The organism is Algoriphagus locisalis, assembly GCF_900116615.1.
GTDB lineage: Bacteria > Bacteroidota > Bacteroidia > Cytophagales > Cyclobacteriaceae > Algoriphagus > Algoriphagus locisalis.
Genome location: NZ_FPBF01000006.1, coordinates 330,045 through 355,639 on the forward strand (window position 1 = coordinate 330,045; position 25,595 = coordinate 355,639).

A 25,595-nucleotide genomic window follows, 5' to 3' on the forward strand; every position below is an offset into this window, starting at 1 on the left:
ATCGTAGTTTTTAAAATTCTCCCAATGATGAAGAGTTGAGAATAATGGAGTTTTCCAAGTTGTCATCCTCATCGCAATCGTGTAGTGTGCCGACAGGATAGACATTTCGGATTTGTGCCAAGGCTTCAATCAGCCCTGTAAGTGATTCTGAGAGCTTTTTGGGCTCTTTCTTGACCTTCAGTGATTCCAGCAGCCATATTTTCCAGGCCAATTCCAGCTCTTTCATGTGAGTCGGATGAATCCAGCAAATCGTCAAAAAGACATGTGCTGGAGTTTCCCGCTTGATTTTTTTCTCAAGAAATCTCCTGAAATCTGTACTGGTAAATCTTCCTGCCCAATAGGGTAGAATCACATGTGCCATGCAGGTATAAGGATCATCCAAGGTGCAGACGCACTCATCTTCCGAATGTGGATCCAGTAAGCGATCCTCTATGGTTTCAGTGACCAAACCACCCATTCCATCAGGTACTTTGAATTTCCCTTTGACCTTCGGGCGCAGTAGTATGTGCTCTATCAAATGTGTGCCTTCATGGCTGAAAAATTCCCTGACGAAAAACTGTTGGACTTTCTGTATGGCTAGTTGCTCTGCTCCTCCTCCTATTCGGAATTGGTCGCCAGAGACTGAGATTACATCAAATTGTCTCGATAAAATCACCATTCCACCAGGCTGTTCTTCCGGGTTTTCGGGATCTTCGATTAGATCTTTTCTTGGTTCTGATTTAGTTACCAAAGTGGTGTTTCCATCGGATTCAGTCACTTCATGAATAGTGTAATAAACTAGATGTTCGGTTTCTCCTAATAGAAATTGAACCTCAAAATCTTCGGAATTTTCGAATAAGGATGCATGAAGACCCGCTATGATAATTTCATGTTTTGGTAGATCAATTCCGATTATTTCAAAGGCTCGTTCGAAATGAATCTGATCTCCTTTTTGTGGGAATGGAGCAGCTTTTAAATCTATAAATGGACCCGTGGCAATTGCTTCTGAAATAGTCAGTTCCAAAGGCTCGAATCCACCCTGAACAAGCCAAGCATCTCCCCAGTCTCCATTTTGTATGGCTGTGGCCAATGGTTCATTGAAATTTGAATTAAAGCTTTTGGCCAAAACACCACCTCGTATCGGGTCAGTTAAGGAAAATCTATAAGGCGCAGTATAAGGGGCTGGATCAGGAACATAGGCCCCGTCAATTACTCCCGCAGTGCAAATCTGCCAAATGATTTCTTCCAAACGCTCTTCAGCCAGTTCCTGCAGTTCTACTTCTGACGTAGCGCCAGGAACTTCCACTTCCAGGCTGGATTCTAAAAGTTGAATTCCAGCTCCAAATGGCGCATCAAAAAGTGCATATTCTAGCAAGTATTTTGGAGGCGCCGGAGCTAAATTGACAGTAATATTCACCTCCCAAAAGGCATCTAAGGCTAAGCTTAAATTCTTCCGGTTTGCTAAAGGATTGTTTAGAAATTCATCTCTTAGAATTCCCCAAAGTTCGGTTAAAGCAAGATCTGCATCTCCTCCGGGTGTATCGTCACCAAAATCAACTTTGGTACTTTTGCCTACTAAATCACCTTCCCAGACCAGTTCGAAATAAAACCCGGCATCTCCTAAGCTGATCTGGAAATTCTCCAGATTTGAACCTAAAAGCAAAGCAATTTCCAATGCTGAAGCGGCTTGTTCCTTGATTGGGAAATCAGCCGAAAGTTCAAATACAACGGTATCCAGCTCATTTTTGACCTGTACTTTCCAAATATCTCCAACTTCTAAGATTTCAAATGCAGGTGAGAATCGAAGCCAGGAAATTGGTTTTTTCCTGATTCCCATCAATCCTTGAATTCTGTTTTCTAAACCAGAAAGATTCTCCTGATGCCAAAAGTTGTTGGCGATTTTATAATCAAAAGCCTTACCTCGTTCGGAAGAGATTTTGGGGTAGTTATTGAGGAAAGCCAGTTTATCTTCAATCAGCCTCGTCTGTCCTTCGGTAGGGTTGAGTCGCAAAGCCAAAAGTCCATAATCTGTAAATTGCTCAGCAAATCTGCCAAGTAGATGATCTAAAAAGCGATTTCTTCTCACATAAAAATCTTCTTTGCTTTCAGTGATTTCAGCCACAGATTCTTTCAGCCCAATCAGATCTTTCCAAAGTGGGTTGGCATCTGGAACCAAGCCTTCAAGACTCTTGGAGAAATACGTGGCATCAATCAGTGGATTTCCAAATGCGTCTTTTTCCTCATTGATGGAAAATAGGTGACGTACATTTTCCAGCTGACTAAGGTAATTCACCAAAAGCTGTTCAAAAACCATGAGAAAGGCCTTCAGCTGTTTCACTTGAGCAGCATCTGGCCTTCCTTGGGATTTTGGAAGCATGCCAGCTTCAGAGATTCCATAGACCAAAGGGAAATCATTTTGGATGGATTCATAATCTCCGGGATTTTTGAAATTCCCTCGTGGTAAATCGAAATCCAGCTTTGGATAGTAGATTTTCTGGCTTCGTTCGGAAGCTCTGTATTCTGTTAAAAGATCTTCAACTTTTTCCCGATTGGCTCGGAAAGGAAGTTCTTCTTTATAATAAGTTATTTTCGAAAGCTCGGTATTCAGCCTTGGTACATAAAACTTGTCCATGGCCAGCTCAAGGCACCAGCGAACGCTTTTTGAGGCAATTTCCCCTGACTCATTGTCTTGGGGCTTATTGGCAATTTGTATGCTTTTCACTGCCTCCACGCCATCAATATCCATGATAATATGAATGAGATCAGTAACATGAATGCTTGATTTTCGATTGGCTTTCGCCAAATCTTCCTCATCAATAAATCCGTGTTTCAACAGTGGACCTTCAAAAAGCTCCTCCGTCGGAATGCATTGAGTTTCTTCCCAATTTCCCAGATACACCTGATCGTCGTCCATCAAAACAGGAGATGGGAAATTGGGTGTAAGGAGAATTTCGCAAAGTGCAGCATTCTTAGGGTCTGTCCGTAATTCTAAAATCTCATAGATTCCTACATTTCCCCCTGAGCCAATAATACTGACTTTGGACTTGGCTTTTGGGTAAGTTTCCCTCGGAATTTCTATCCAGATTTTGGCCGGATTCTGTTGGATTTTAGAAATGGGAAGCGCATCGTCTTTGCAGCGATTCAGCATTTCTTCCAGGGTATAAAAGTTTACCTGAGGAGAAAGAAATGCACTGATTGCCTGAAAAATCAAGGCTTCAGTTTCATTAATCGGAGCATTTGGGGAAAGCTCAATATCAGCGCAAAGGAGTATTTCCTCTACTCTCAAAGCATGGAAATCCACAAAGTCCTCGCATAGGTTTCTATGGGCATTCAAACTCGCCTTTGCCTCATCCAGGATTTGGTTGATCTTGGCAACTTTGGCCAAGTAAAGTGTAAGAATTCCTTCAGGACTAGAGTAAACAAATTGGTTTACCTGATTAGAAAGTGCCGCTAATCCATCCAAAGGATCAAGACCTTCAGCCACCAGTTTTGTCCCTTTTATTTCGATCAGTTTACTGGGACTCAGGTCAAAGTCCATGAAAATGTCATCAGGAACATTCTGAAATTGGATTTCTATGGAATGGATGTTCTTTCGGATCGAAACAGGATCTTCCCAATCTACCTCTGCAGAATCCCATCTTGGAAATTCCACTTGGATGTCGATCACTACTCCGGCTATATCCGGATGCTCATCCACCTCGATCTCCATGCTGAGCTTATTTTCATTGAGGTCGCCAAGATTTTCTGTGGTGTCGAATTCCAACAAAATATCATAGAGAATGCCCAGTTTTAAGTCTTCTTCAGTGTTTGGATAGGGTTTATAAGCGAGTTCTTTTTCCTTTCTATCTGGGAAAATTTTAATCTCATTGGAGTCACGGATGATGATCCAGGCATTTTTTATTCCTGCTCTAGGGCAAATTAAATCTTCCTCATCCACCACTTCCACATCCATCAGAAGTTTGCGGTAATCATTAATCGTTACCGGAGTGCTCGGAAGAATCTGGGATGCTTTGAAAAATTGATTGCTTAAACTTCCGCTTTCATCCGCCAAAAGATCCTGAACTGGAAAATTGCTTCTATATCCCAAGTCAGTAATGGCGTAGCAAAGCACCTCCAAAATCGTAATTCCAGGATCATGACTGTTGTAATCCGTCCAGATTTTGCCTGAAATCCGTTGGATATAGCTGATGGCTTCTGAGCGTAACAGCTCATAATCCATGCTTTTTTGGACTGGTTTAGCTTTCGATATGGTGATTGATTTTTCCATAGTCATGATCAAAATTCTTCATCCAAATCCTCTTCCTCTACCGATGCGATGCTCGCAGCAGGTTTGATTTCATTGTCTTCACACAAGCAGTCCTCGGTTTCCAAAACTTCGATCAAGTGATCTCCATAGCTTCCTAAAGTCCCAACTGATCCCAAAACTGAAACCCCTCGGCTTCCTTTGGCAGCTTCGACCCGGGTGCGGGAAAGGAGTTCTCCGGATACCGGATTAATCACTAAATGATACAATTCGAAGCAGGTCAGGTAATCCACGTAATCGAGTTTTTCCACAAAGTGAAGCACCACAGAACTGTGTAGCGATTCACTGAAAGTCCAATTAAAATCAGCTTCAAATGCCCAAGGGGAAAGAAATGCTTTGAGATCGTCTTCCAGTTTTCTGGCGAAAAAGTTTTTATCGGCCCAGGAATGAAACTTCACTTTGGTTTTCACCTGAATTTCTTCGAAAACCGGATTGACCACATGCAGGTAAACAGCCGGTGGGTAAATGGCAGTGATGAATTCACGAATTGCTTCAATCTGTGCCACACTTGCTTTGGGCCTCAAAGGATCCACAGCGTTTTTATTTTGCACATTGGAAATGATCACTAGCGTCACATTTCTTGGTGCCAATGCTTTGTATTTGGTCAGATCCCCGTCATAGGAGGTATGGTTCAGGCATTTGACTTGGTAAACTTCCGGGAACTGCTCCAATACCAAATGCTCGTAATCCCAAAGGGTAATAGCCCGTTGCTTATGTCGCAATCGCTCGCTGATTCTTTGGTAAAAGTCCTCGGAGGATTCTTCAGTTTTCCCTCCAAAAGAGGAAAATGGCTGTTGAATTTTATTGATGGCACTATTTCCGATTTTCAGCTTGGAAATGGTTTCCGCAGAAATGGATTTCGCTATCCGTAGAGGGTCATTTTCGTTTGACTCGTAAGACGCTTTTACTGCCTGAGCCAGAACGGCGATGAAATCCGGAATGGCATCTGAATCTGCCCTGACTGAAGCTTTGATCCAGGTGGTAGATTCAGGAAGAATGCTGTGCGAGGTGTCTGCTTCCCGAGGCATGGCAAAAGCTAAAAGCCCACTTTGGATCAAGCCATTCGTTTCATCCGTCAGCAAGGAATATTGATCAAATTCCTTCCATTGATTACCCGTCAAATAACTCCATTTGACATCGGGAACAGGCTTTTCAGGATTGGCTGTTCCATCAAGGACTTGAATTAAAAGTTGGATATTCTGGGCTTTCTGATGATCACTCAGGCCTATCATCAACTCTCCCTCATTCTCATATTCTGCCAAAAGTGGAATGGCGTTCTCACCCTGAATTTTTGCCTCACCAAATGCTCCAATATGGAAAAATCCTTCCATCTCTTTTTCGGAGATGTCCAGGGATTCTTCCGAACTGTAATCCAAACTGATTGATTGAAGCTCTGGAGTATAGGGTTCTTTTGGTAAATTTCCTTTTCCATCTGGAACCAATGCCTCTCTGGCGAAAATCAAAGGATAATCTTTATGCCCAAAATCCGGAGAATTTAGCTTCAGACGGATAAATCCCCGGTTGCTGGAAGGTGACCATTCGCTGAATTCCTCTAGGTTAGGATTGGCAGATATTCCTTCCCAAAGCGGCTCAGCTAATGAAATAGTTTTATTTTGGTTTAAAGAGGCATTGTTATTTCCTGAAAATATAGTTTTTGAAGAATTGATGGATTTCCATTCTTTCTTTTCCAAAAAATCTATGGCTGTAGTAAAGCTTTGATTTTTTCTTTCAAGTGTATTCCCATAAGCGCTATAATGATCAGCAAAGCCCTTGGAGCCTTCCGGAAGTGCATGCCACAATAGGTTCAAGTCGAGTGATTTGAGGCTTTTACCAAAAACTTCTTTGCTGCCAATGTAAAAGTTGGATCCTTTGACAGGGCGGAATCCAAAGGGTTTGATGTTTTTTCCGATGGGAAGAATGCTTTGGTCATTTTGGAGAATTAGGTTTTCTACGCCTTCCACTTCTATAGAAAGTGTGGCCTTTTTTAACTGGCAATCTTTCAAAATCTCATACCCATAACTTTGGGAAGTATTGGCGAGATTTATCTTCATCATCGGTGAAGAAGTCTTGAATTTTTGAAGTAGCACTTCCTCCGAATAATTTACTACGCCTGGATCTTCGGGTAAAAGTTGACATTTCAGTGTCAAAGAAATCCCATCCCCATCATTGCTTAACTCATGCTTTGAAAGCCGAAATGTATATTCCAAGTCATGCCATTTGTCCTCACCTATTCCTCTGACTGTCTTGACTTGATCGACAGAAGTGAATTTTGCACCGGACAGAGAATTTCTTCTACTCAGGATATTTTTGGCTGTGATTTCCCCTATATCATACCCTTTGAATGGTCTATGAATTCCCTTTTCCGGGTCGTCTAAAACCGGACCTAACACAGGTTCTACACCAGCGATGTCCTGCCATTTACTGGCTTTATTTAAGAAATCCAGAATTTTACTGGCTATACTATTTTCCTCATTTTCCCAACCTATGGTCGCTGAAATCCACTCTTCCTCCCCACTGAACCAAATCTCAAAAGTATCATTCAGGGGAAGTAGTTTCAGCTGATCCAGCAAACCTTCTGTAGGTTCAAAAGTAAGTTTTAGAGATACTTTTCTGCTTCCTTCGCCCATCAAAAGAATAGGCGATGCCACGGCAAAACCAATGGTGGCTAATTCCCGGTCTTGGTCTGGAAATAATTCGATTGGTCTACCGAAACTTCTCCATTGCTTTTCTTCGGTCAGTAATTCTCCGCCGATACCATCTGAAGAGTTAGCAATGGGGGATTTATAAAACCTGCCGTATTGATCTTTATATAGTGCAAAAATCGAAGTGACTTCGGCTTTATTTAGAACATTCTGATTTTCTGTATAGAAAAGAATTTCCTTTCCTAAGTCATCTTTCCCTGCTTTGAAAGCAGTATCGGATGGTAATAAATGCGCTTGAATATGCTTTGCAAGTTTTAGAATCAGGTATACCTGATCTTCAACAGCTGCTTTTTCTTTCAATCTCAATACATCTCGGTAGTAGAAATCAAGATGTCTTTGGGTAAGTGTATTGATATCTTCCTGCGCAAAGCTGAAAAGTTTCAAAAATGCCAGAAACAGGGCGAAATGAGGATTCGTCACTTGGTTTTCCTCAATTTTTTGATCAAAAAATCCGCTCCAGTCATCACCATTCCAAGTATTGGATGAATTGATGAATTTTAATTCACTTGCTATGTTAACAGCGAAATCCTGCAGATCCTCCATTTTCCTTTCGTCCACACGCACGTATTCCGGAAGCAGACTTTTCAAAAGTCGCTGTGCCCGGCTGGTGCCGTTTCCTGGGAGGGTAAGATCGTTGCAATCTTTGCTCATAATTTCAGATCAGTTGCTTCGGTAAAGAGGTATGGATAGACTAGGTTTCTGCGGTTATTGGTAGCGATAATCAGGTAGCTGACTATGACCTCAATCCTGCCTTCATTGTAATTGGGCCTTAAATCAATGTCCTCAGTTTTCACTCTTGGTTCATGGTAGAGGATCGCCTGTTTTATCCGGTTCGCAATCATATTTGCCGTGGTGACATTGAGCGCTTCGAAGAGCAGATCTTCCATGTTTGCGCCATAATCAGGACGCATGACACGTTCCCCCAAAGTTGTATTGAGCAAAATGATTAGGCTTTGCTGGATATCCTCCTCGTTTTCTGCAAGGCGGACTTGTTGACTTTCCAGACTAAAACTCACTGGAAATGCCCAACCTCTCCCTAAAAATGATTTTTCTTCTTCCATGTCATCCGATGATTACTGTTGGTTCTCCTACCGCCGGTGAGGCGCCACAAACGCATGAATCACCAACTCTTAATGCGGGCACTCCGCCAATCAAAACAGTGGCGCTTCCTGCCAAAAACGGGCTAACGGTAGGCTGATGTGCATTGGGAGGTAAGGCACAAGAATGATTGTCTCCCATAACTGCCGCTGGCATTCCCCCTATCAAAACTGTCGGGACTCCAGGACCTATGATCGATCCGCCGTGTGTACTTAAGTCTCCAAATCTTGCTGCTGCTGGCATAATTAATTGATTTGTACTAATGATCCTGATATGACTGTCTGGCCTCCAGAGGAAACTTCTGCTCCGGCAGATCCTTCAGCTTTCAGTTGTGCACTTGCTTTTATTTCTATTCCTGTGCCTTCCATGCTGATGTCACCACTGGCTTTTAGAATCAGATCTTTGGCACTTTCGATGGTAATTCCATCTGCATTCATGCTTATTTTATTTCCATTTTCATCTTCTAAAAGAATAGCTCCATCCTCATCAGTGAACTGTAGCTTATTCCCATTAGGAGTCTCGATGTCTATAGTTTTCTTTTCGTCATTGAAAACTACTTTGAGCTTTTCCCGCGTCACAATTCCCTTTTCATGGTTGTCGTCGGATGCTTCAAATGGGGCTGGTTTGCTACTGCTGTGAAGCATTCCCAAAACCACCGGATCTCTAGGATCTTCATTGATAAAAGCAACTATTACTTCATCGTCCAACTCTGGTCTGAAGTAAATTCCCCGTTCATTTCCAGCGTCTGGAGATGCATATCTCGCCCAGATTCCATCTTCTTCTAAACTGATCATGGGAAGTTTTACCTGAATTCTATTTTCCCCATCGGGATCTCCCTCCAAGGCGGTAACTATTCCGATGTGAAGTCCTTTTACCGCTGGCAACAAGCCAGAAGCAGCGACATCTATGATGTCGTCATATTCCTGTGAAAACCATTTCGGATCTAGGCCTAAGCCCAGATGGGTGAACCATTTTTGGTTTGGTGAAAACTCGTGATAAACAGAGGAAACAAATGCTTTTCCATTGAACCTGCTTCCAAAACCTTTAAGCTCTACCATATCCCCAGGCTTCACTGTGTTGTCACCTAAGAGCTTGACTCTTCCCTGTATTTTTGCCAATCGACTCCGCATTAATCCTGCGTCCGTCCAGGCCTGTAATTCTTCATCTTCTAAGAGACCTCCATGTTGCATTTGGAAGGATTCCAAGCCAATCACGGCTGCGAGATCATCTCCACTGATATCCCCAGGAGAGATATTGCCGGGATCAGCTCCTTCTTTTTCGGCTATTTCTTGCTTGATAAAATCCCAGCTTAGGCCTTTAGTAGCGCTGTACTGCTGTCGCGCATCCATGTCAGCTTCAAATTCTACTACATTATCTCCGTATTGGAGTCCTAGGACCGGATCCGCACTGGTCTGAGGCTTTTGGATAGTGACTGTTCCTGCTTCTGTGGTAATGATTTTCCCATTTGCATCTGCCCGGCTCATGATAAAATCCCAGTCCGTTGCATGGTATTGCACGATTTCAGCATGAGTCAAACTGGTGCTTTCTACATCTGCTGAGAGATCTGAATATTTTCCGATCAGTTCTTCCATGACATCGCTATCAGAGCTCTCAAAAAAGTACTTGTTCTTTCTACCCACTGTCATTTTGATGACAGGATCCCTAAGCTCGAGAATCAATCTGGAGGCTTTTTCAGGATTGATCTCCAAACCATGTTTGATAATTATTCCTTCAAAAATGGTCTCTTCTAAATTGTGATATCCCGCATCAATTTTAAGCTTTACACCTGGTTTAAAAAGCTCCCCTTCACTCAATTGGAACTCTCCTGTAGCAATATCACCATCAAAAAGCACCAATTTGGCTGTTGGAATTTTATTCACAGCTTTGCGCACAGCGATCATCGCCACCCCTACCGATGGTGGTACTTGCTCACCATCTGAGAAAATCTTAAAGGTGGCTAAGTCTTGCTGTGTTTCAGCTGATGTAGGTACTAAAGGCATACTATGATTTCGCTAATGGTGGAAAAATGAGTTTCTGGCCTGGGATCAGTTTTCTGAAGTTTTTAAGGTTATTCGCTTTTGCGACCTCCAAGTAATATTCTTGGGTTCCGTAAATTCTTTTGCACATGAGAAGTAGCGTGTCTCCTGATTTCACGGTTCTTTCATGAGTAAGGTCAGGCGAGTTTCTGGCTGTGGTCGCGGCTTGCTCCTGTCGTGAAAGTGATTGGTCAAAATTTGCAGAAACGGTCGCTCTTATCGGTAAACCTGATGCATTGAAAAGCTTGTAATTGATGGTTGCAGTGGCCAAAACTCCCCGGAATTGATAGGCCCCCCAGTTGATCTGCAGGTAATTTGGCTTGTGGGTATCAGACTGGATGTTTTGAGTGATATCCAGAAATTTCCGGATTGCCCCATCCACATGTTTGTCCTTGCTGATGATGTCAATCGCATTGATTTTATTCCCACTGATGCTTTCCAGATTGGGTTTGTCATCACCCAGATAATCAAAATTTGTATCTCCCGGTTTATCAGCACTTGGAGGGGAAGCAGAACTGGCGTCAAAAAGAAATTCGAACGAAACTGAATCCGACTCCAATGTTCTGAACTGGTATTGTTTTCCGTCGGCAGGACCTTCTTCGGGAATCCACTTGGATTTGAATTCCTGCGAAAAGGTGGTAGGATTATACATGACCACATAGGTAGCAGTGGCTTCATTGTATTCCTCATCCTTAAAAGCTGTGATTTTTAGCTTTTCAAGTCCTCCTTTTTGAGAAAAAATATCATTCAGTGACATGCTGAGTTTTTTTACCTTTCGTTCTTTTCTTTGATCAATCTGCTGAGTTCGCGGATTCCATCCATTACTGCACTGGTATCAGGTTTCTTATTACCTTTTCCAGTGGGACTGGATTCTGCAGCGTCCACAGTGGTTCTAATGATTAGCTCTTTGATTTCTATGGGCATGATTTATGGCAAAAGATCGTCTGGACTGATTCTTCGATAGTATTGATAAGCGAATTCTATGTTTTCGATCATCATGGTATTTTCCATCGCATTGAAGCCTTCGATGGACCATTTCACAGGCCAGGCATTGACAAAGTTCCAGGCTTGCAAAGGCAGTTTTTCGGGACTCAAGAGAATTACTGTAATGTCCTGCGCCTCAAATTCAAATCCTTCCACACTGTCTTTAAACCATTTTGCAATCTGCGAACTGATCGCCATCCCACGTTTCAAGACCAGGTTGGGATAGGAGACCGGATTTGGCATGCGATGTTTGAAGCGGTTTTCTCCTCCTTCCGCATATTCCTCCACCCCGATTTCTACACTCAAACCGGAAACCTCCTGGAATCCAAAATCCGGCATTGCAGGGTATTTTAGTAGCAACCCTTCAAAGCGTACCAGGAAATGAAAGCCGGTAGGTGGATAAAATAAAGCCATTGGATTATGGTGTCTCTATGGCCAAGCCTTCGTGACACAGTTCAATGCTTTCTATGGCCACTTCATTGCCGGTGGAATTCAGAGATGGGCCTTCTACTTTGCAAGGCCAGGCTTCTTTGACCTTCCAAACCATCACAGGCTCGTGTTCTTCATTGAGTAAGCTGATGGTTAAATCCCGTCTCTCGATGTTGTTCATTTTGACGGTATTGAGCCACTGGAAAAATTCATTGTCGGCTCGGAAAATGCCTCTTTTCAACGTGATATTGGAGTATTGAGGAATACCTGGCATTTTGCTCACATGATATTCTAAGGAACTACCTTCCCGATAATCTATGCTCTGAAGCTCCACAGTCAGGCCAGATACTTCTGTGAAACCGATGCGTGAACCGCCCCATTCTACCTGAAAATGAAAGACGGAAACTGGATATGCTACTGCCATAATTGTATGATTTTAATTACTGTTCTTGATTTTTTAGCTTAGGATTCCTGAAGTTTATGAGAGAATTTCAGGATGATAAATTCGGCAGGCCTAACTGCTGCCAATCCGATTTCTATATTCATTCTACCTTCCAAAATGTCCTGAGAGGACATGGTCTGTCCAAGTCCAACCCGTACAAAAAATGCTTCTTCCGGCTTTGCCCCGGCCAAAGCACCATCTCTCCAAAGTTTGGAAAGGAAGTTTTCGATCATGGTTTTGGTTCTTAGCCAGGTATTAGCATCATTTGGCTCAAAGACCACAAACTCAGTTGCCTTTTTGACTGACTCCTCAATAAAAATGTAGAGTCTTCTCACTGGCACATAGCGCCATTCATTGTCGTTACCGGCAAGTGTCCTCGCTCCCCAGACCAAAGTTCCTTTGCCAGTAAAAGTTCTGATGGCATTAATGGATTTTCCGGAAGTGGCATCAACATTGAGATCTGCTTGCTGATCATGTGATACTTTTCTTGATGGACCGATTACAGTTCTCACATCTACATTTGCAGGTGCTTTCCATACTCCCCGCTGCCTGTCAACTCTTGCGTAAATCCCTGCAACTGCGCTTGACGGAGGTAAAGTGATGTAGTTTTTATTGATTTCTGCCAATACATTTCTGTACAAGCTAGGATCATTTTTGAGCACACTTGGGTCAACAGGGTCACTTGCTTCTAAAGGCAAGGTGTCATGGACTCCTGCGTCATTTGCACCACCTCCAGCATAAATATTGGTATGAGTGATCGTTTGGTCAGTCGGAGAGAAGGCGTAGTTTAATGCGCTACTCAAGTTGGGATAATAAGCAGCTCCATATTTCAGATTTGAAATCCCGATGCAATTGTCCCTGAAATGCTGTGCATCTGCAAAAGGGTCTGCGGTGACATCTTTGACATCGACAATAACAAATCTGTCTTTTAACGATTCGCATTGTGCCAAAGCGGCATCGTAAATGTCCTTATAAACAGTGCCTGTGGTTTCTGGAAGTACAGCTTCAATGACATCTGGAAAGACGATCAAAGTAGGTTCATCCACTCCTTTTAAAGCTTCCAAACCACCCATAAGAGAATCCTCGTCTGTGGGGTCTCCTTTCGCAGGAAAATTGTCAAAGTCATTGACAGAGACGATGTAGCAAGGTCCTCCTCCATTGGAAAAGTACATTTGAAGGGAGTAATAAAGCTTGTAGGGACTTGGTGTGGCAGGAGGAACTGCGGTAATCTTTCTGCTATCCAACTTTCCTGGAGTTCCTTGTGAACCCGGGAAGGTGTCTTCGACAGTAATGGTAAAAGCCTCTGGATTTGCTTTCCCAAAAATCGCCTCAAACTCCAGCATGCTGGTAATTCTTGTGGGAATTGTTTTGACGCTTTCTCCATCCTTGACAGCGATTTCGGTATGTCCGATAAAGGCAGGGATGGCAGTTTCCACAGATGCTATAGAAGCAGGAAGTGTGGAAATCTCTTGTATGTAAACACCGGGGGTAGATTGACTTGCCATGGCTTTTTTACTTAATGTTTAAAAGATTAGGATTTCTGTAGCTTATGAGAAAACTTCAGGATGATGAATTCTGCCGGTCTTACTGCCGCCATTCCGATTTCTACGATGAGTCTGCCTTCCAAAATATCCAAGGCTGTCATGGTCTTGCCAAGCCCTACGTTGACGAAAAATGCATCTTCTGGCTTTGCTCCAGCAAGAGCGCCGTCTCTCCAGAGGTTACTCAGGAAGTTTTCTATCATGGTTTTTACCCTCAGCCAGGTATTGGCATCATTGGGTTCGAAGACCACGAACTCAGTGGCTTTTTTCACGGATTCTTCCACAAAAATGTAAAGCCTTCTAACTGGGATATACTTCCATTCATTGTCATTTCCAGCCAGGGTTCTTGCTCCCCAGACCAAGTTTCCTTTTCCCTGGAAGAAGCGAATGGCATTGATGGATTTTCCGGAAGTAGGGTCCACATTGAGCAGGCCTTGATCTTCGGCATTGACTAGAACTACAGGTCTGCTTACTCCCCGCACATCCACGTTGGCAGGAGCTTTCCAAACCCCTCTTTGACGGTCCACTCTGGCGCAGATTCCTGCCATGGAAGCACTTGGATATAATTCCATTTTTTTAGCCTGAAGCTTCGCAATGATGGTATTGTAAAGAGTCTTGTCAGGCGTTTGCCAAGAGAATGTACCAGATCCTGAGATTACTGCCCCTCCGTCATCATTGTCGTCTACATAAGTCAATGGAATGGAAGCACCATCCCCGCCGGGAGTAGTTGCCACCAAGATAAGTGTGGAGGTAGAAGGTGTTCGGGATGCAGTAAAGAGTGGGTCTGCTGTGTCATTGATTGCATTCAGCAATGCGTCAGCAGTATTGATGTCTGTTACTCCAGGAGTAAATGAAGTGCCTGCTGTATAAGCTGTTCCTCCAATTGTGAATACATCGCCAGTTATATTTGCAGTATTATTTATGCGTATTGTAGCTGTCGCAAAGGCATCTCCATTGCCCAAGGCATTCAGGCTTTTGTTGTGAAATGGCCCTAGCCCCGCTCCACCACGATTATCTGTAATCGTAAGTTTGTTTTCGGAATAGTATTTATAAAGTGAGGTTTTCAAAGAAGGATAGTAAGAAGCACCATACTTTAAATCACTGGTCCCAACTTCTGCTCTGAAGGTAGCGCCGTCCTCCGCGACACTTTGTCCGGTAATATGAAGGGCATCCATCAATGCAAATCTATCCTGAAGCTTGGCACATTGGTTAAGAAGCCTTTCGTGGACTGTTTTTCTATCGATGGTGCTTAAGATTACCGCTTCTGGCACTACCAGTAATGTGGGTTCATCCTCTTCCTCCAAGGCGTTTATTCCTGCTATCAAAGCTGTAGCTACGATAGAGGTGGGCGCCGGATTTGGACCAGGCACCATATCTCCGACTGATACGATATAGCAAGGTCCACCGCCATTGTTGAAATACATATAAACCTGATAGGTCATCCGGTATGGCGAAAAATTAGTAGGGTCATTAATTGTGACCTGGGTATTCCCATCTGCATCTAAGGTCAATGTGACTCCATAATCTTCAGGATAGGATTCACCAAAAATCTCCTTGTATTCGAGGTAGGAAGTAACGCGCACCGGTTTGTTGATGGGGAGTGTTTCTCCGTTTTTTTCACGCTGTGCAGTATAACCGACAAAGGCCGGGATCGCCGTGGCAACCGGAGCAATAGATGCGGGGAGGGTTGATATTTCCTGAACATAAACCCCTGGGGTTTTAAAGTCTGCCATTTTCGATTTATTTACTAGATGAATACATATATTTCTGTGTTGGTTTCACCCCCAAAATCCTTCGTAGGCGCTGAGCGGGAAGGGTTTGGAAGGCTTGGTATCAATACCTGATTGCCAGGGGATTTGACCAGTTTTAGATTTAGTTTTGGAAGTTCGAAATAGGGAATCTTGGATTCGGAGCGGAAAACCACTGTCTCTTTGCCGTTGAGCTTGATATCGGCATTCGGACTAGCTCCAATTTGGCTAAAATTGTAAGTGCCGTATGGAACTGTCCCCTCATTCCCATCATCTTCAATGGATAGATTATTTGTGACCAAATCAATTTTTTGGTTGCCATTCACCACAAAATACGTCCACAGGCTTTCCTTGCTGGTAAACTCAAGGCTATAGTATTCCTTAGGCCCATAAAGATGAACGGGAGCAGCTACATAGCGGAGTTCCATTAGCCCAATGCTTTTACCGGAAAAGTTATCAGACAAAAAGTAATTCTTCGTCCACAAATCAGTGGTATCCCCTTCATCCCTGAGAGTAAATGTGTAAATGCCCTCTTTTCGGCCGTGCAGGTCAAAAATGAAGCGGAAATTCCCTTGGGAATCAGGAAAGACTTCGGTCAAATCCGGTAGCCATTCTCCAGTTTGCGATTTGCCCGGAGAAATAAATTCATTATTAGCATTGCGGATTTTGATCCGTACGGAGGCAGGAGTAGGATTTAACTGCAAATCCAGAGAGAATATTTTTGGTCTGGACCCATCCAGTAATCGATAGGAAAGCACTTCAGGAGCAGACTCATCACTGGAAGCCTGGGCTGGGGTATTAAAGAAATATGGAGTTTTCCCAGCTCCAAAAACAATGCTTCCCTCATCCAAATCTGTGATCTGAAAAAAGGATCCCGGGTTTTCTGAATCCAAGTAAAAGAAGAGAGACAAGGGTATGTTTAGTGGACTGATAGGAGTGCTTTCATCTTCCTCAGTTCGGTATAGCAATACTCCGCCACCTGGAGTAGTTTTAAAAAGTATTCTTCCGTTTCTAAGAAGATTTAGGGTATCTGCAGTTGGGCGCAGCTGTATTCCTTTGGCTATGCCATCTTTATAGAAATCATGGCGAAGCGCTACTTCGCCGAGGCGTGTGTAGATGATGCTCATGATTTGTGAAGGGGATTAAGATGGATTTTTTCAATTGGGTCACCCGTTTCTAGGAGTTGATTTTCCTGAATGCGGAGAGTCTTGACTTTATAGAGGACAGATGGCAGATATTTAGCACCGACTACTGTCCAGAAGTTATAAAGCTGCTCAAAGGAATAGCTATAGAGTTCTACCACAATTTTGGTCAGGCCAGGGTCTTTTCCAGAAAGTGAAGGGCTGTTTTCTTTGGTAAAAACATTTTTCGCCTGAAAGAAAGAAATCGCATAACCCAGTTGCTTGAGACCTTCTACATAATCATCCGAACTGTCATTAGCATTTTTGTTTTGAAAATTTGCGGTGATGAGTACATAGAGATTGAGTTGGATTTCAGGATTCCTTTTTTCTGTTTTTCCTACGACGTTGATATAAGTACTTCGCTGCTCCTTGATGGTCCGTTCTTCTTCAATATTAATCAGGGAAAGCCCTAGGCTTTTGTCTGGAATAATGATGCCCGTTTCATTTGTGACGGAGGACAAAACGATTCTTTCCCCTACAGGGTCACCAACCTTTAGTTTTATAAAGGCATTCAATTCGGCTGTTAAAAATTCCAGGGTGGAATGAATCATATCGCTAGAAAAATGATGTAAAAAAGATGGCTAAAAACCTTCATCAAGGTATTTAACTTTGCTAGCAATAGACAGGAAATTATATAGCTGATTTATGCGGTTATTAAGAATTAAAAATTTACAATTAGCTGAAAATCATTTGAATGCCTAAAATAAGACTGTAACTGTTGACATTAAAGATTCTTAAAAATCAAGAAATTGCTGAGCCTATCAGCAGATTCTATGTTTTGGTGGCTGTAGAAGTTAAGAAATTTGGCGCTTGAGGTTTGAAATGATCCAGCTATCGTATCGAATTAATTCAAAGGAGTTAGGATTCCATTCTAAGCCCTCTTTTTCTTGGAGTAGATCAAGAAGAATGGGATCTCTGCTGAAGTCACATTGCTCAGGTTTGAAAAGTGATTTTTGCAATCTGGCAAAAAGTTGATAAGCCAAATGAATTCTACGGCTCGCTCGGAATTTATACCTCGAGATCAGTTTTCGCAAATTCTCAATTTTATATTCCAACCAGTCTTGATCATTTTGATCAAACAATACCATGATTTCCAGCATTTTTGAACCCAAGAAATAATCAGGAATACTCTTCATTGATTTCTGATTGGCATGGATTAGCTTCAAGGTGGTTTTTAGATTTCCCAGTTTGAAATTAATATATGCTTCCAAATAGCTCCATTTGGGCTGCTGACTTGGGTCTAGCTTCATCAGTTTTTTGCGGAGGATTTGATAGGCCTCTTCAGTTTTGTCTAAGTGGAATAGCGCATGCCAATAATTCAAGGAGTAGGTTACTGCGTTTTCTTGTGACAAAGATTCTGTGTCGAGCGCTTCGGTACACTCGTCTATTAATCTACTGAATTCCCGTTTGGCAAGACGGATTGACATTTTTGCGATCAACAGCTCATTCTTTGCATTCGTCTGTGAGGAATAGATGACTTCTGCTTCATTTACTTGGTATAAGGCAGTTTCATATTCTTTATGCTGTATGGATTGGTTGATGTCGTCTATTAGAAGCCAGGAATTACGGCTATGATCCAATTGCTGGATCATAGTTTTTAAGTACTGGTTTTTAGACTCTTTATGGTCTTCGGTATTTTTATAATTTTTCCTGACTAACAATTGGAGATGGCTTTTGATTGCAATCTCAAGCTCTGGAAGATCATTATTGTTCAAAACCTCGCAAATTCCAAATCTAGCAGCTGTACTGTAAATAGTCAGAACTAAGTCGTGAAAGCCGTTCTTAATCGCCATTTTGAGCCCTCTTTCCAGTAATTTTGACCCTTCGGCACGAATCCCTCGTGCAAGAATAAGCTCACTTTTCAAAAGCAATTCGGAGCATTCGATATGGAGCTGGTTTTCCTTCTTTGCGCATGTTGGTTTTAACAAAAGGAAAAGTTCTTCAAACTCATCTTTCACCCTTTTTTTGAGCTGAAAATAGGCAGCACCCTCTGGTTTATTGTAAATTTTTTGAGCGTATTCGGTATCTGATAGCCCTGGTTGGCTCACAAAAAGTTTCATAAGCCTCAGTTTTTTGGAGCTGGGAGGGTTTTTGATTTTAGCAAACTCTACCAACTGCGTCTTTTCGGGCAAAGAACATGCGTCCAGCAACTGGTGGATTGATTCCATAAAAAAAGTAGTGTAGGTGTGAAAAAAGCAAAGTTGAAGACTAAAATAGGCTTTATCCACTTGGAAATCAAATGATTAAAACATAAGTTAACCTATTGATTTATAAATCCAGCGAACTCTTAATTCTATTTTTTCAAAGTATAAACGCCCACTGAAGTCTGGCTGTATTGGTCTTCCAAAGCTGGAAATTGCTTGAGTAATTTCTCAAAATCTCCATTTGGATCCAAGACCGTAGAGGGGAGTTGTTTTTGAAGCATCTGAAAAAGCCTCGCCTTTTCTCTCAGGTCCCGATCTTGATCAAGGTATAGCTTGCTCAGGCGATAGTTTAGAAAGGGACCGCCGATTTTGGCCCCAAGGTAAGGGTTGAGATCATCTCCCATCACGAGAATATCACCGGTATATTTTACCTCATTTTCGCTGACGAAATATTCCGAATCTGTGATTCTTTGCTGCCAAAACCAAAAGCCAGCCACCGGGAGTCCAAGTACCAACAGGTAAAATGCGGCTTTGGCAATGATCTCTTTTTTGATATTCAGGAAAAACTGGGTAATCAGGTAGGTGAGCCCTGGGATCAAAATTACTAATTGATAAGCTGCTTGCTTTTTGATAATAAAGAACTCGGCCGCAGAGAAAAGCAACCAAATGAGGATAAGCTGTCTTTGTTTTTGCTGGTTAATCGTTGATCCCCGTAAAACTGCAGCCATAAAGTAACCTGCTACTGCTAGAAAAAGGGGGAAAACTCCGAGAATCAACCAATTTATAAGTGATTGATATTCATATTTTTCAGATAAAAAGGTAAGTGGCCAGATCTGTATCGCTTCTTCCAGACCATCATTCCAAAAATAGAAAACTGTTATTAACAATAAAGGCAGGAAATACCCAACAAGAGAGAGCATTAATTGGCGGAACGAGAAGCTACTAATGGCAATTCCGGTAAAGATCATGTAGGGCAAAAAGAGGATGTAATTGGGCTGAAAACCTGTCGCCAAGCCGGCATATATCCCAATTAACAGTGTAGATTCACTGGTGTCTTTTTGTAATACGGTTTGGGAAAAAAGCTGACCTAGAGCCAAAATCAGAAATGTACTTCCTAATAAGGCAGGACTTAGGCTTAGTAGGTCAAAAGAAAAGTGAAATAGCGCGGCCATGATAATCGCCGGCAGATAGGTATTGATGTCAAAAGCCTTAAACTTGATCAGCATGGAGTTCCAATACAGAATCTGGAACGAAATTAGTATTCTTCCCACCACTTCATAGGCGATCAGGCTTCGTCCGAACAGCATATCCATGAATGTGAAAAATCCTGCGGAAAGTGGCCCATTGTCGTCGATGATATCTTGGTAAAGAAAATACCCTTGCTCCAGTCGCTCTCCAAGAAGCATCCACATCAATTGTGGGTTGGTAATTGGGAAGGCATCTAGCGTCAAATAGACGATTGTCAGCAAGAGAATGTATATTCCTATGCCGATTAGCCTGAAGGGATCATTTAATTTGAAAAAGCTGAACAAGGTGAATTGGTGAAGAGTGTTTGGTTGGTTTTGCCCGAAATTAAAGCTTGCCCAACTATTTCGCTAAATTTGTACCACAAATACTTCTTATGGAAAGTAAAAGACAACAAAAATACGCTAAGCTGATCCAAAAAGAGCTTGGTGATATATTTCAAAAAGAATCAAAACACCTAGTCGGTCGTGCTATGGTGACGATTACTCGCGTGATGATGAGCCCGGATCTGGGGTTGGCAAAAGTTTATCTGAGCTTTTTGCTAGCTGATCCAGAAGCCACATTCAACCTGATCAATGAGCACAAAAAAGAAATCAGGCATCAACTGGCCAAGCGAATTGGAAAATCCGTGCGGGTAATTCCTGAAATAGCTTTTTTCCCAGATGACTCTGCAGCCTATGCGCAGCACATGGATAAGGTGATTTCAAATCTATCCATTCCTCCAGCTCCGCCTGAAGAAGAGGATCAAGAGGAGGAGGATTAATCCAGCTATCGTTGAATCTCAGTTTTTTCATAGCAGCCAGATATTTCCGCAGCAAAAAGAAGCGGAACTTCATCACCATTTTGTCCCGGATTTCTATGATAGGAGTCGCAGTGGGCACGATGGCGTTGGTGATTGTGATGTCTGTTTTCAACGGGTTGGAGGATTTGATTCGAGGGATTTTTGCCAGTTTCGACGCGGAACTGAAGATAGAGGCGGTAGTTGGGAAAAGCTTTATGACCAACGAAGAATGGCTGGATAGTATCAGAAACTTGGAAGGGGTCGCAATATTAACAGAGGTCATCGAGGACAATGCCTTGCTGGATTACGATGGCAACCAGATGATAGGTCGGATCAAGGGCGTTTCGGATAACTTTCTCGACCAGGATCGTTTCTCTAGGGGCTATTTCTGGGGAGATACCACGCTAGGAACGCAACTTAATCCTGCGGCAATTCTCGGAAGAGGTGTAGGATTCTTCCTATCGGTCAATCTCGATAATGTCAATGTGCCCTTGAAAATCTATTATCCCAAAGCGCCCAGAAGTGCAGCTACGATCGATCCTTCCCAATTCTACGAAACGGCCACCTTAGATCCTGTAGCCTATTTTGCGATAGACCGGCAGTTTGACGATGAGTATGTAATTGCACCGCTTTCCTTTGTCAGAGACTTGCTGAAATATGGAGATAAGAGAACCTCGCTAGAAGTGAAAGTGGCCGAAGGTTATACAATAACTGAAGTGCAAAAAAAGCTGAAGGAATATCTCGGCGACGACTTTTTAGTCAAAAATGCAGATGAGCAGCATGCGGGATTGATCCGTACTGTTCAGATGGAAAAGTTATTTGTATTTCTCACGTTGACTTTCATTTTAGCGATAGCTTCTTTCAATATTTTCTTTTCGCTAAGCATGCTGGCTATCGAAAAAAAGAAAGACATAGCTGTGCTGAAGGCTATGGGAGCGCCGGAGAAACTGATCAGGAGAATATTCCTGAAGCAGGGAGCGCTGATCGCTTTTAGTGGTGCTGTGATTGGGCTGGTGCTTGGGTATTTGGTTTGTTTTCTTCAGCAGACATTCGGCTTGGTTTCGCTAGGGATTTCATCAGCAGTGGTAGATGCGTACCCGGTCAAAGTGATCTGGAGTGATTTTTTCTGGATTAGTATTGCTATGATCGGGATCACTTTATTAGCATCCTACAGACCCGCATGGATAGCTTCCCAAGTAGATACCGTGAAAGAAGTGTAAAACACTAATTGGGCTAGGCTGGTGCCTCTCCTTTTCCAAATTTAAAACTTGAAATACCTCGGTTTAGGAGTGCGTAAAGACTACCGAGCAAGCCCAGCGTTCCGGTCAGGTAGGCATAGATTTCGTTCAGGAAAGTTCGGTCAAATATGCTGATCAAGGCAAAGCAAATCAGCACAAAGCTCACAGCCGATACTTGAATCATCCTGGAATTGCCGTTTTTACTTTCGAAATCCTGGAAGCTTTTGATCTCCTCTTTACTAATATGTGTCAAAATGTAGGTTTGGAACAGTCTGCTGAAAAACTCATATCTCTGCCATTCCAGGGAGCTGTGCGTAGTATCTTCTTCCAGGAACTTTTCGCCTTCATCTTCCTGTAGTTTTTCGGCCTCATCCCCGTACGTCGCTTTTATCAGGATTCCTTTTCGGATCAATTCATGAATGGCATTTTTACGGGATTTATTTAGAAATCGCTCATTGGAAAAGGAGTAACACACAAGTTTTTCCTGAAAATTCAATTCAGACCAGATGTCCGCAAACTGGGCAATTCTCAGCTGCATTTTCTCTTCATTCTCAGCCTTATGGAGAAGTGCATGCTTCTTCTCATTTGGTTCTGCTTTGAAGCGCTGCAGATTAATAGGAAGCATATGGAATTCGAATTCGGTGAAGGTTTCCGAATAAATTACTTGATCGTCAATCTCTTTTAATCTAGAGAAAAGCTCATCCCAGCTTTTGCCAGAACTGATGATTATTGATTTTTTTTGATCTATAAGCTTGTTTAAAAGAGGCACGATTTCCAGTTGATTTTTCAGACAATGTATGTTCTGAATATGTACGTGAGAAATCTCTTCGGACACAGGATCTGCTTTGTCCAGACTTACGTCTAGTAAATTTATCGTCTGAATGCGGGCAACTTTTAATTTCTTTTGGAGAGTTTCAGCTGATACTCCGGATTGTGGACAGCAAATGAATAGTTTAGGCTTGGAGAAGTCAATCCCTTTTCTTTTTAGACTAAAAAATGGATAGAAAATGATGTTTTGGATGATGTTTGCGAATAGGATAAATAGGAGGATCATGGTCAGCAGTACCAGCACGTTGTAAAGAATCCCTGAAAAGCTAGGCAAATTGATGTCGCCTTTTTCCATTGCCATTTTGAATACCTGTTGATTTGGCGCGATAAAATTTTCTATTTTTTGGTCAAAAGGATCCGCTATCAAAGAGAGCATTGTTCTTCTGGTAAATTCATACTCGGTGTAAAATGATTCCGAATCAGTTTTAGCTTCTTGACTATCCGATGTAGGAGGTTGATTTGAAGCATTCCAGATGACCTGCTCATAGATCTGGGTTTTGGACTGGATAAAATAGCCTGGAAGAAAGCCGATGATAAGAAACCAAAGTGCTATAAAGGAGGGGATGGTGATGCTTTTTGTTTGTTTTTTAAAAGTAGTTTTGGGTTTGACTACCAGAAACCATAACCCAACTATACCATAGCCCACGAGGGTAAGTATTAAGGTGGGCACGATGATTTCACTGTTCCAAAAAGTGATGAAAAGAAGGAGAACTACATTGATGCCAAACAAAATGATGGATCTCATGGAATATCTTTGCACCTTGAATTCCGTGAAGTCATCAAAAGTCATCGAATTTATTGATGTAGAGAGGTTTACAAAAGAGATCAGAAAACTAGAGTAAACCAGTAAAAGCAGCATATCTGTATGCGAAATGGCTACTGCATAGTAGATGCCGAGCAGGACAAAAGCATAGCAAGTGTAAGCAAGGATTAGGTAATTGAGTCTAGGTAGATTGACAGCATTAGGCTCAAGCCACGAATAAAGAAATGCCTTGGTACCCTGCTTGTCAAAGGAGCGTCTGGAGTACTTTTGGATCAGGAGGCTGATCAGTAAGCTAAGAAAATAGATCGCCAATAAGGTGATGGATTCTGCTGAGCTGATGGAGGCAAATGAGTGGCTAATATTTTCATTAACTAGAAATAACAACCAGATATTTTCATCAAAATCATCCGTTTTGACTTTTTTGAGAACACCCGTGTAAAAATTCCCATTCAAGTATAATGAGGTGCTGATTTGGGCATCTGAGCTGAAGTTATTTTTCATGAGTGATTTGATTTCACCCCATTTTTCAGCGTTTATACCTTCCTGAATTTCGGCTATAGGAGAAGAGATTTTATTGCTTTTCAGCAAGATTTTTCCATTCTCTTTCATGGCAATAAACCGGTATTGCTCACTTAGCTCCTGATTGACTTTGTATTTAAAGGTGATTGCGTTGATACCTTTGATTGCGGATTCTTCTCCTGAGTTCCCGAAGTCTCTAGAGATGACTGACTCTAGCTGTCCATCAGAGCGGCTATAATGTGAGTTGAGAAAGGTAAGCGTATCGGTTCCACTGGCCTGAAAAAAAGTGAAGTACTCCCGCTGGCTCAAATCTATCGCTGAAGTATCCATTGAGAAATCAATCAGGTTTACTGACGTTGGACTGTTTTTGAAAAATATTTTATCTACATAACCTGTCGGTTTGAAGGCGATAATCTCATTGAAATTAGCGGGTTCTTTCTGTAGCTGCTTAAAGTCTTTGATCGATTCCAGGGCAGTTCTATACACTGTCAGCGTATCCCTCAGGCTACTTTCCAGCTCATCTACAAGAGAGGATTGTTCCGCTACCGGATCCACTTCATTTTTAAATTGTGAAAGTGAAAAGCCGATGATAATAGTCAAACTCACCAGTGAAATGCCTACTTGCGTTACTTTGTTTTGTGTGAGATTATCTCCTGGAGATAGGTTCATCACACCGAGTATGGGAATGAGCGCGATCAGGATCAACAAGAAAAGAATCAGTATGCTCAGTTTACCAAAATCCAGGCGCATCCCGACTTTTTGGAAGGAATCTTCCGAAATCAACCCTACGGCGTAGAGTTGCTGACCTTCCATAGGAATAGGAGAAACATAAGCTCTTGAGGGATTTCTCGAGTAATTAAGCTGAATCATACTAGTGCCGGAATTAATCACTCCAAGTGAATCAATTTCTATGTCGTTTGGCATAAATAGTTTGATTCCAGCTTCCGATGGGGGATACAGGATCGTCCCATCATTGAAGGTGATGAAAAAATGTTCAAAGATTTTATTGGTTGCCTGCTTCCGCAAAAGCTCCGAAATCGGAATTTCCAAATCAACTATTAAGTTGCTGGGAGCCTCGTTTTTTTGGCTTTCTGATATGTCAAAAGCCTTTCTAAATTCCTCTAGATCATAGTCTGATTGCAGGTTGTCGATATGAATTTCCAATCCATTTTTGATGATTTCCCCATTTTTAAAGCTCAGGGAATTATCAAAATCTGCAGAAGCTGGAAGTAGTCTCGGGTTGGAGTATTTAAACTCCCAATTAATGATTTGGGCGACCTTTTGCGCTTCAATTCTGGTTCGTGCAGCAGGCCGGAAGGTCGCAGCGTTTGCAGCTCCTGCTCTTACAAAATATGCTTCTACCCGAGTATAGTAATCAGAGAGAGCCCGAACTATATCATTTTTGGAGGCCTCCACACTTCGTGTCAGCTGATTTTCGAGTTCTTGCTGATTATTGTGAGATTGTATGTATAGCACTACCCCGATAATCAATATTACGGGCAATAGAACAAGCCAAATCTTTACCGTTTTTACCATTTCAAAAATTATCTTAAAAAATCTTAATCAATTTAATTTATAATACACTGAAAATCAATGGAAAGTAAGAAATATGTTGCTGGACTGTTGCTGAAGTC

The 25,595-nt window shown here is 42.2% G+C and carries 18 protein-coding genes; 2 read left to right on the plus strand and 16 right to left on the minus strand.

From position 1 onward, the window contains the following. Nucleotides 1-10 precede the first annotated feature (10 nt). From BM386_RS17505 to BM386_RS17570, 15 genes are all read right to left on the minus strand, one after another. The gene (locus tag BM386_RS17505; RefSeq protein ID WP_139235940.1) at nt 11-4,246 is read right to left on the minus strand and encodes a hypothetical protein; all 4,236 of its coding nucleotides are present in this window, start codon (nt 4,244-4,246) and stop codon (nt 11-13) included. 8 nt (nt 4,247-4,254) lie between these two features. After that, nucleotides 4,255-7,635, minus strand: coding sequence for a ComEA family DNA-binding protein (locus BM386_RS17510; protein ID WP_091696629.1), 3,381 nt, complete (start codon nt 7,633-7,635; stop codon nt 4,255-4,257). Next, complete coding sequence (locus BM386_RS17515; RefSeq protein WP_091696630.1) at nt 7,632-8,045, minus strand: GPW/gp25 family protein; 414 nt, start codon at nt 8,043-8,045, stop codon at nt 7,632-7,634. Before BM386_RS17515 ends, BM386_RS17510 begins: the two co-directional genes overlap by 4 nt. A 1-nt stretch (nt 8,046) precedes the next feature. Next, nucleotides 8,047-8,325: a PAAR domain-containing protein gene (locus tag BM386_RS17520; protein WP_091696632.1), complete on the minus strand. Its 279-nt coding sequence runs from the start codon at nt 8,323-8,325 to the stop codon at nt 8,047-8,049. Between the two features lie 2 nt (nt 8,326-8,327). Then, nucleotides 8,328-10,082, minus strand: a complete 1,755-nt coding sequence (gene vgrG / locus BM386_RS17525) for a type VI secretion system tip protein VgrG (RefSeq protein ID WP_091696633.1) — start codon at nt 10,080-10,082, stop codon at nt 8,328-8,330. 1 nt (nt 10,083) lies between these two features. Then, nucleotides 10,084-10,875: a CIS tube protein gene (locus BM386_RS17530; protein ID WP_091696635.1), complete on the minus strand. Its 792-nt coding sequence runs from the start codon at nt 10,873-10,875 to the stop codon at nt 10,084-10,086. An 11-nt stretch (nt 10,876-10,886) separates the two neighbouring features. After that, on the minus strand, nt 10,887-11,042 hold the full coding sequence (locus BM386_RS23705; protein ID WP_170857118.1) for a DUF5908 family protein: 156 nt from the start codon (nt 11,040-11,042) through the stop codon (nt 10,887-10,889). Between the two features lie 3 nt (nt 11,043-11,045). Beyond that, complete coding sequence (locus BM386_RS17535; RefSeq protein ID WP_091696636.1) at nt 11,046-11,516, minus strand: phage tail protein; 471 nt, start codon at nt 11,514-11,516, stop codon at nt 11,046-11,048. A gap of 4 nt (nt 11,517-11,520) precedes the next feature. Beyond that, entirely contained in the window at nt 11,521-11,955 is a 435-nt protein-coding gene (locus BM386_RS17540) for a phage tail protein (protein ID WP_091696638.1), read from the minus strand. Between the two features lie 38 nt (nt 11,956-11,993). Next, nucleotides 11,994-13,478 carry a phage tail sheath family protein gene (locus BM386_RS17545; protein WP_091696640.1) on the minus strand — a complete coding sequence of 495 codons (1,485 nt, stop codon included), beginning with the start codon at nt 13,476-13,478 and terminating at the stop codon, nt 11,994-11,996. A 26-nt stretch (nt 13,479-13,504) separates the two neighbouring features. Then, entirely contained in the window at nt 13,505-15,247 is a 1,743-nt protein-coding gene (locus BM386_RS17550) for a phage tail sheath family protein (RefSeq protein WP_091696641.1), read from the minus strand. Nucleotides 15,248-15,261: 14 nt separating this feature from the next. Then, nucleotides 15,262-16,389, minus strand: a complete 1,128-nt coding sequence (locus BM386_RS17555) for a hypothetical protein (protein WP_091696643.1) — start codon at nt 16,387-16,389, stop codon at nt 15,262-15,264. Then, nucleotides 16,386-16,994, minus strand: coding sequence for a Pvc16 family protein (locus BM386_RS17560; protein WP_091696644.1), 609 nt, complete (start codon nt 16,992-16,994; stop codon nt 16,386-16,388). The genes BM386_RS17555 and BM386_RS17560 overlap by 4 nt, the downstream gene beginning before the upstream one ends. 243 nt (nt 16,995-17,237) lie before the next feature. Further along, nucleotides 17,238-18,611: a hypothetical protein gene (locus BM386_RS17565; protein WP_091696646.1), complete on the minus strand. Its 1,374-nt coding sequence runs from the start codon at nt 18,609-18,611 to the stop codon at nt 17,238-17,240. A gap of 125 nt (nt 18,612-18,736) precedes the next feature. Next, entirely contained in the window at nt 18,737-20,119 is a 1,383-nt protein-coding gene (locus BM386_RS17570) for a hypothetical protein (protein ID WP_091696648.1), read from the minus strand. Between the two features lie 89 nt (nt 20,120-20,208). Between BM386_RS17570 and rbfA the strand changes: the two genes are divergently transcribed. Together rbfA and BM386_RS17580 are read left to right on the plus strand one after the other, a co-directional pair. Beyond that, entirely contained in the window at nt 20,209-20,595 is a 387-nt protein-coding gene (gene rbfA, locus BM386_RS17575; protein ID WP_091696649.1) for a 30S ribosome-binding factor RbfA, read from the plus strand. 11 nt (nt 20,596-20,606) lie between these two features. Beyond that, entirely contained in the window at nt 20,607-21,833 is a 1,227-nt protein-coding gene (locus tag BM386_RS17580; protein ID WP_211482923.1) for an FtsX-like permease family protein, read from the plus strand. A 13-nt stretch (nt 21,834-21,846) separates the two neighbouring features. Here BM386_RS17580 and BM386_RS17585 read toward each other — a convergent pair whose 3' ends face one another. After that, a complete protein-coding gene (locus BM386_RS17585; protein ID WP_091696653.1) occupies nt 21,847-25,497 on the minus strand; it encodes a hypothetical protein in 3,651 nt (1,216 codons plus the stop codon). Between the last annotated feature and the right edge of the window lie 98 nt (nt 25,498-25,595).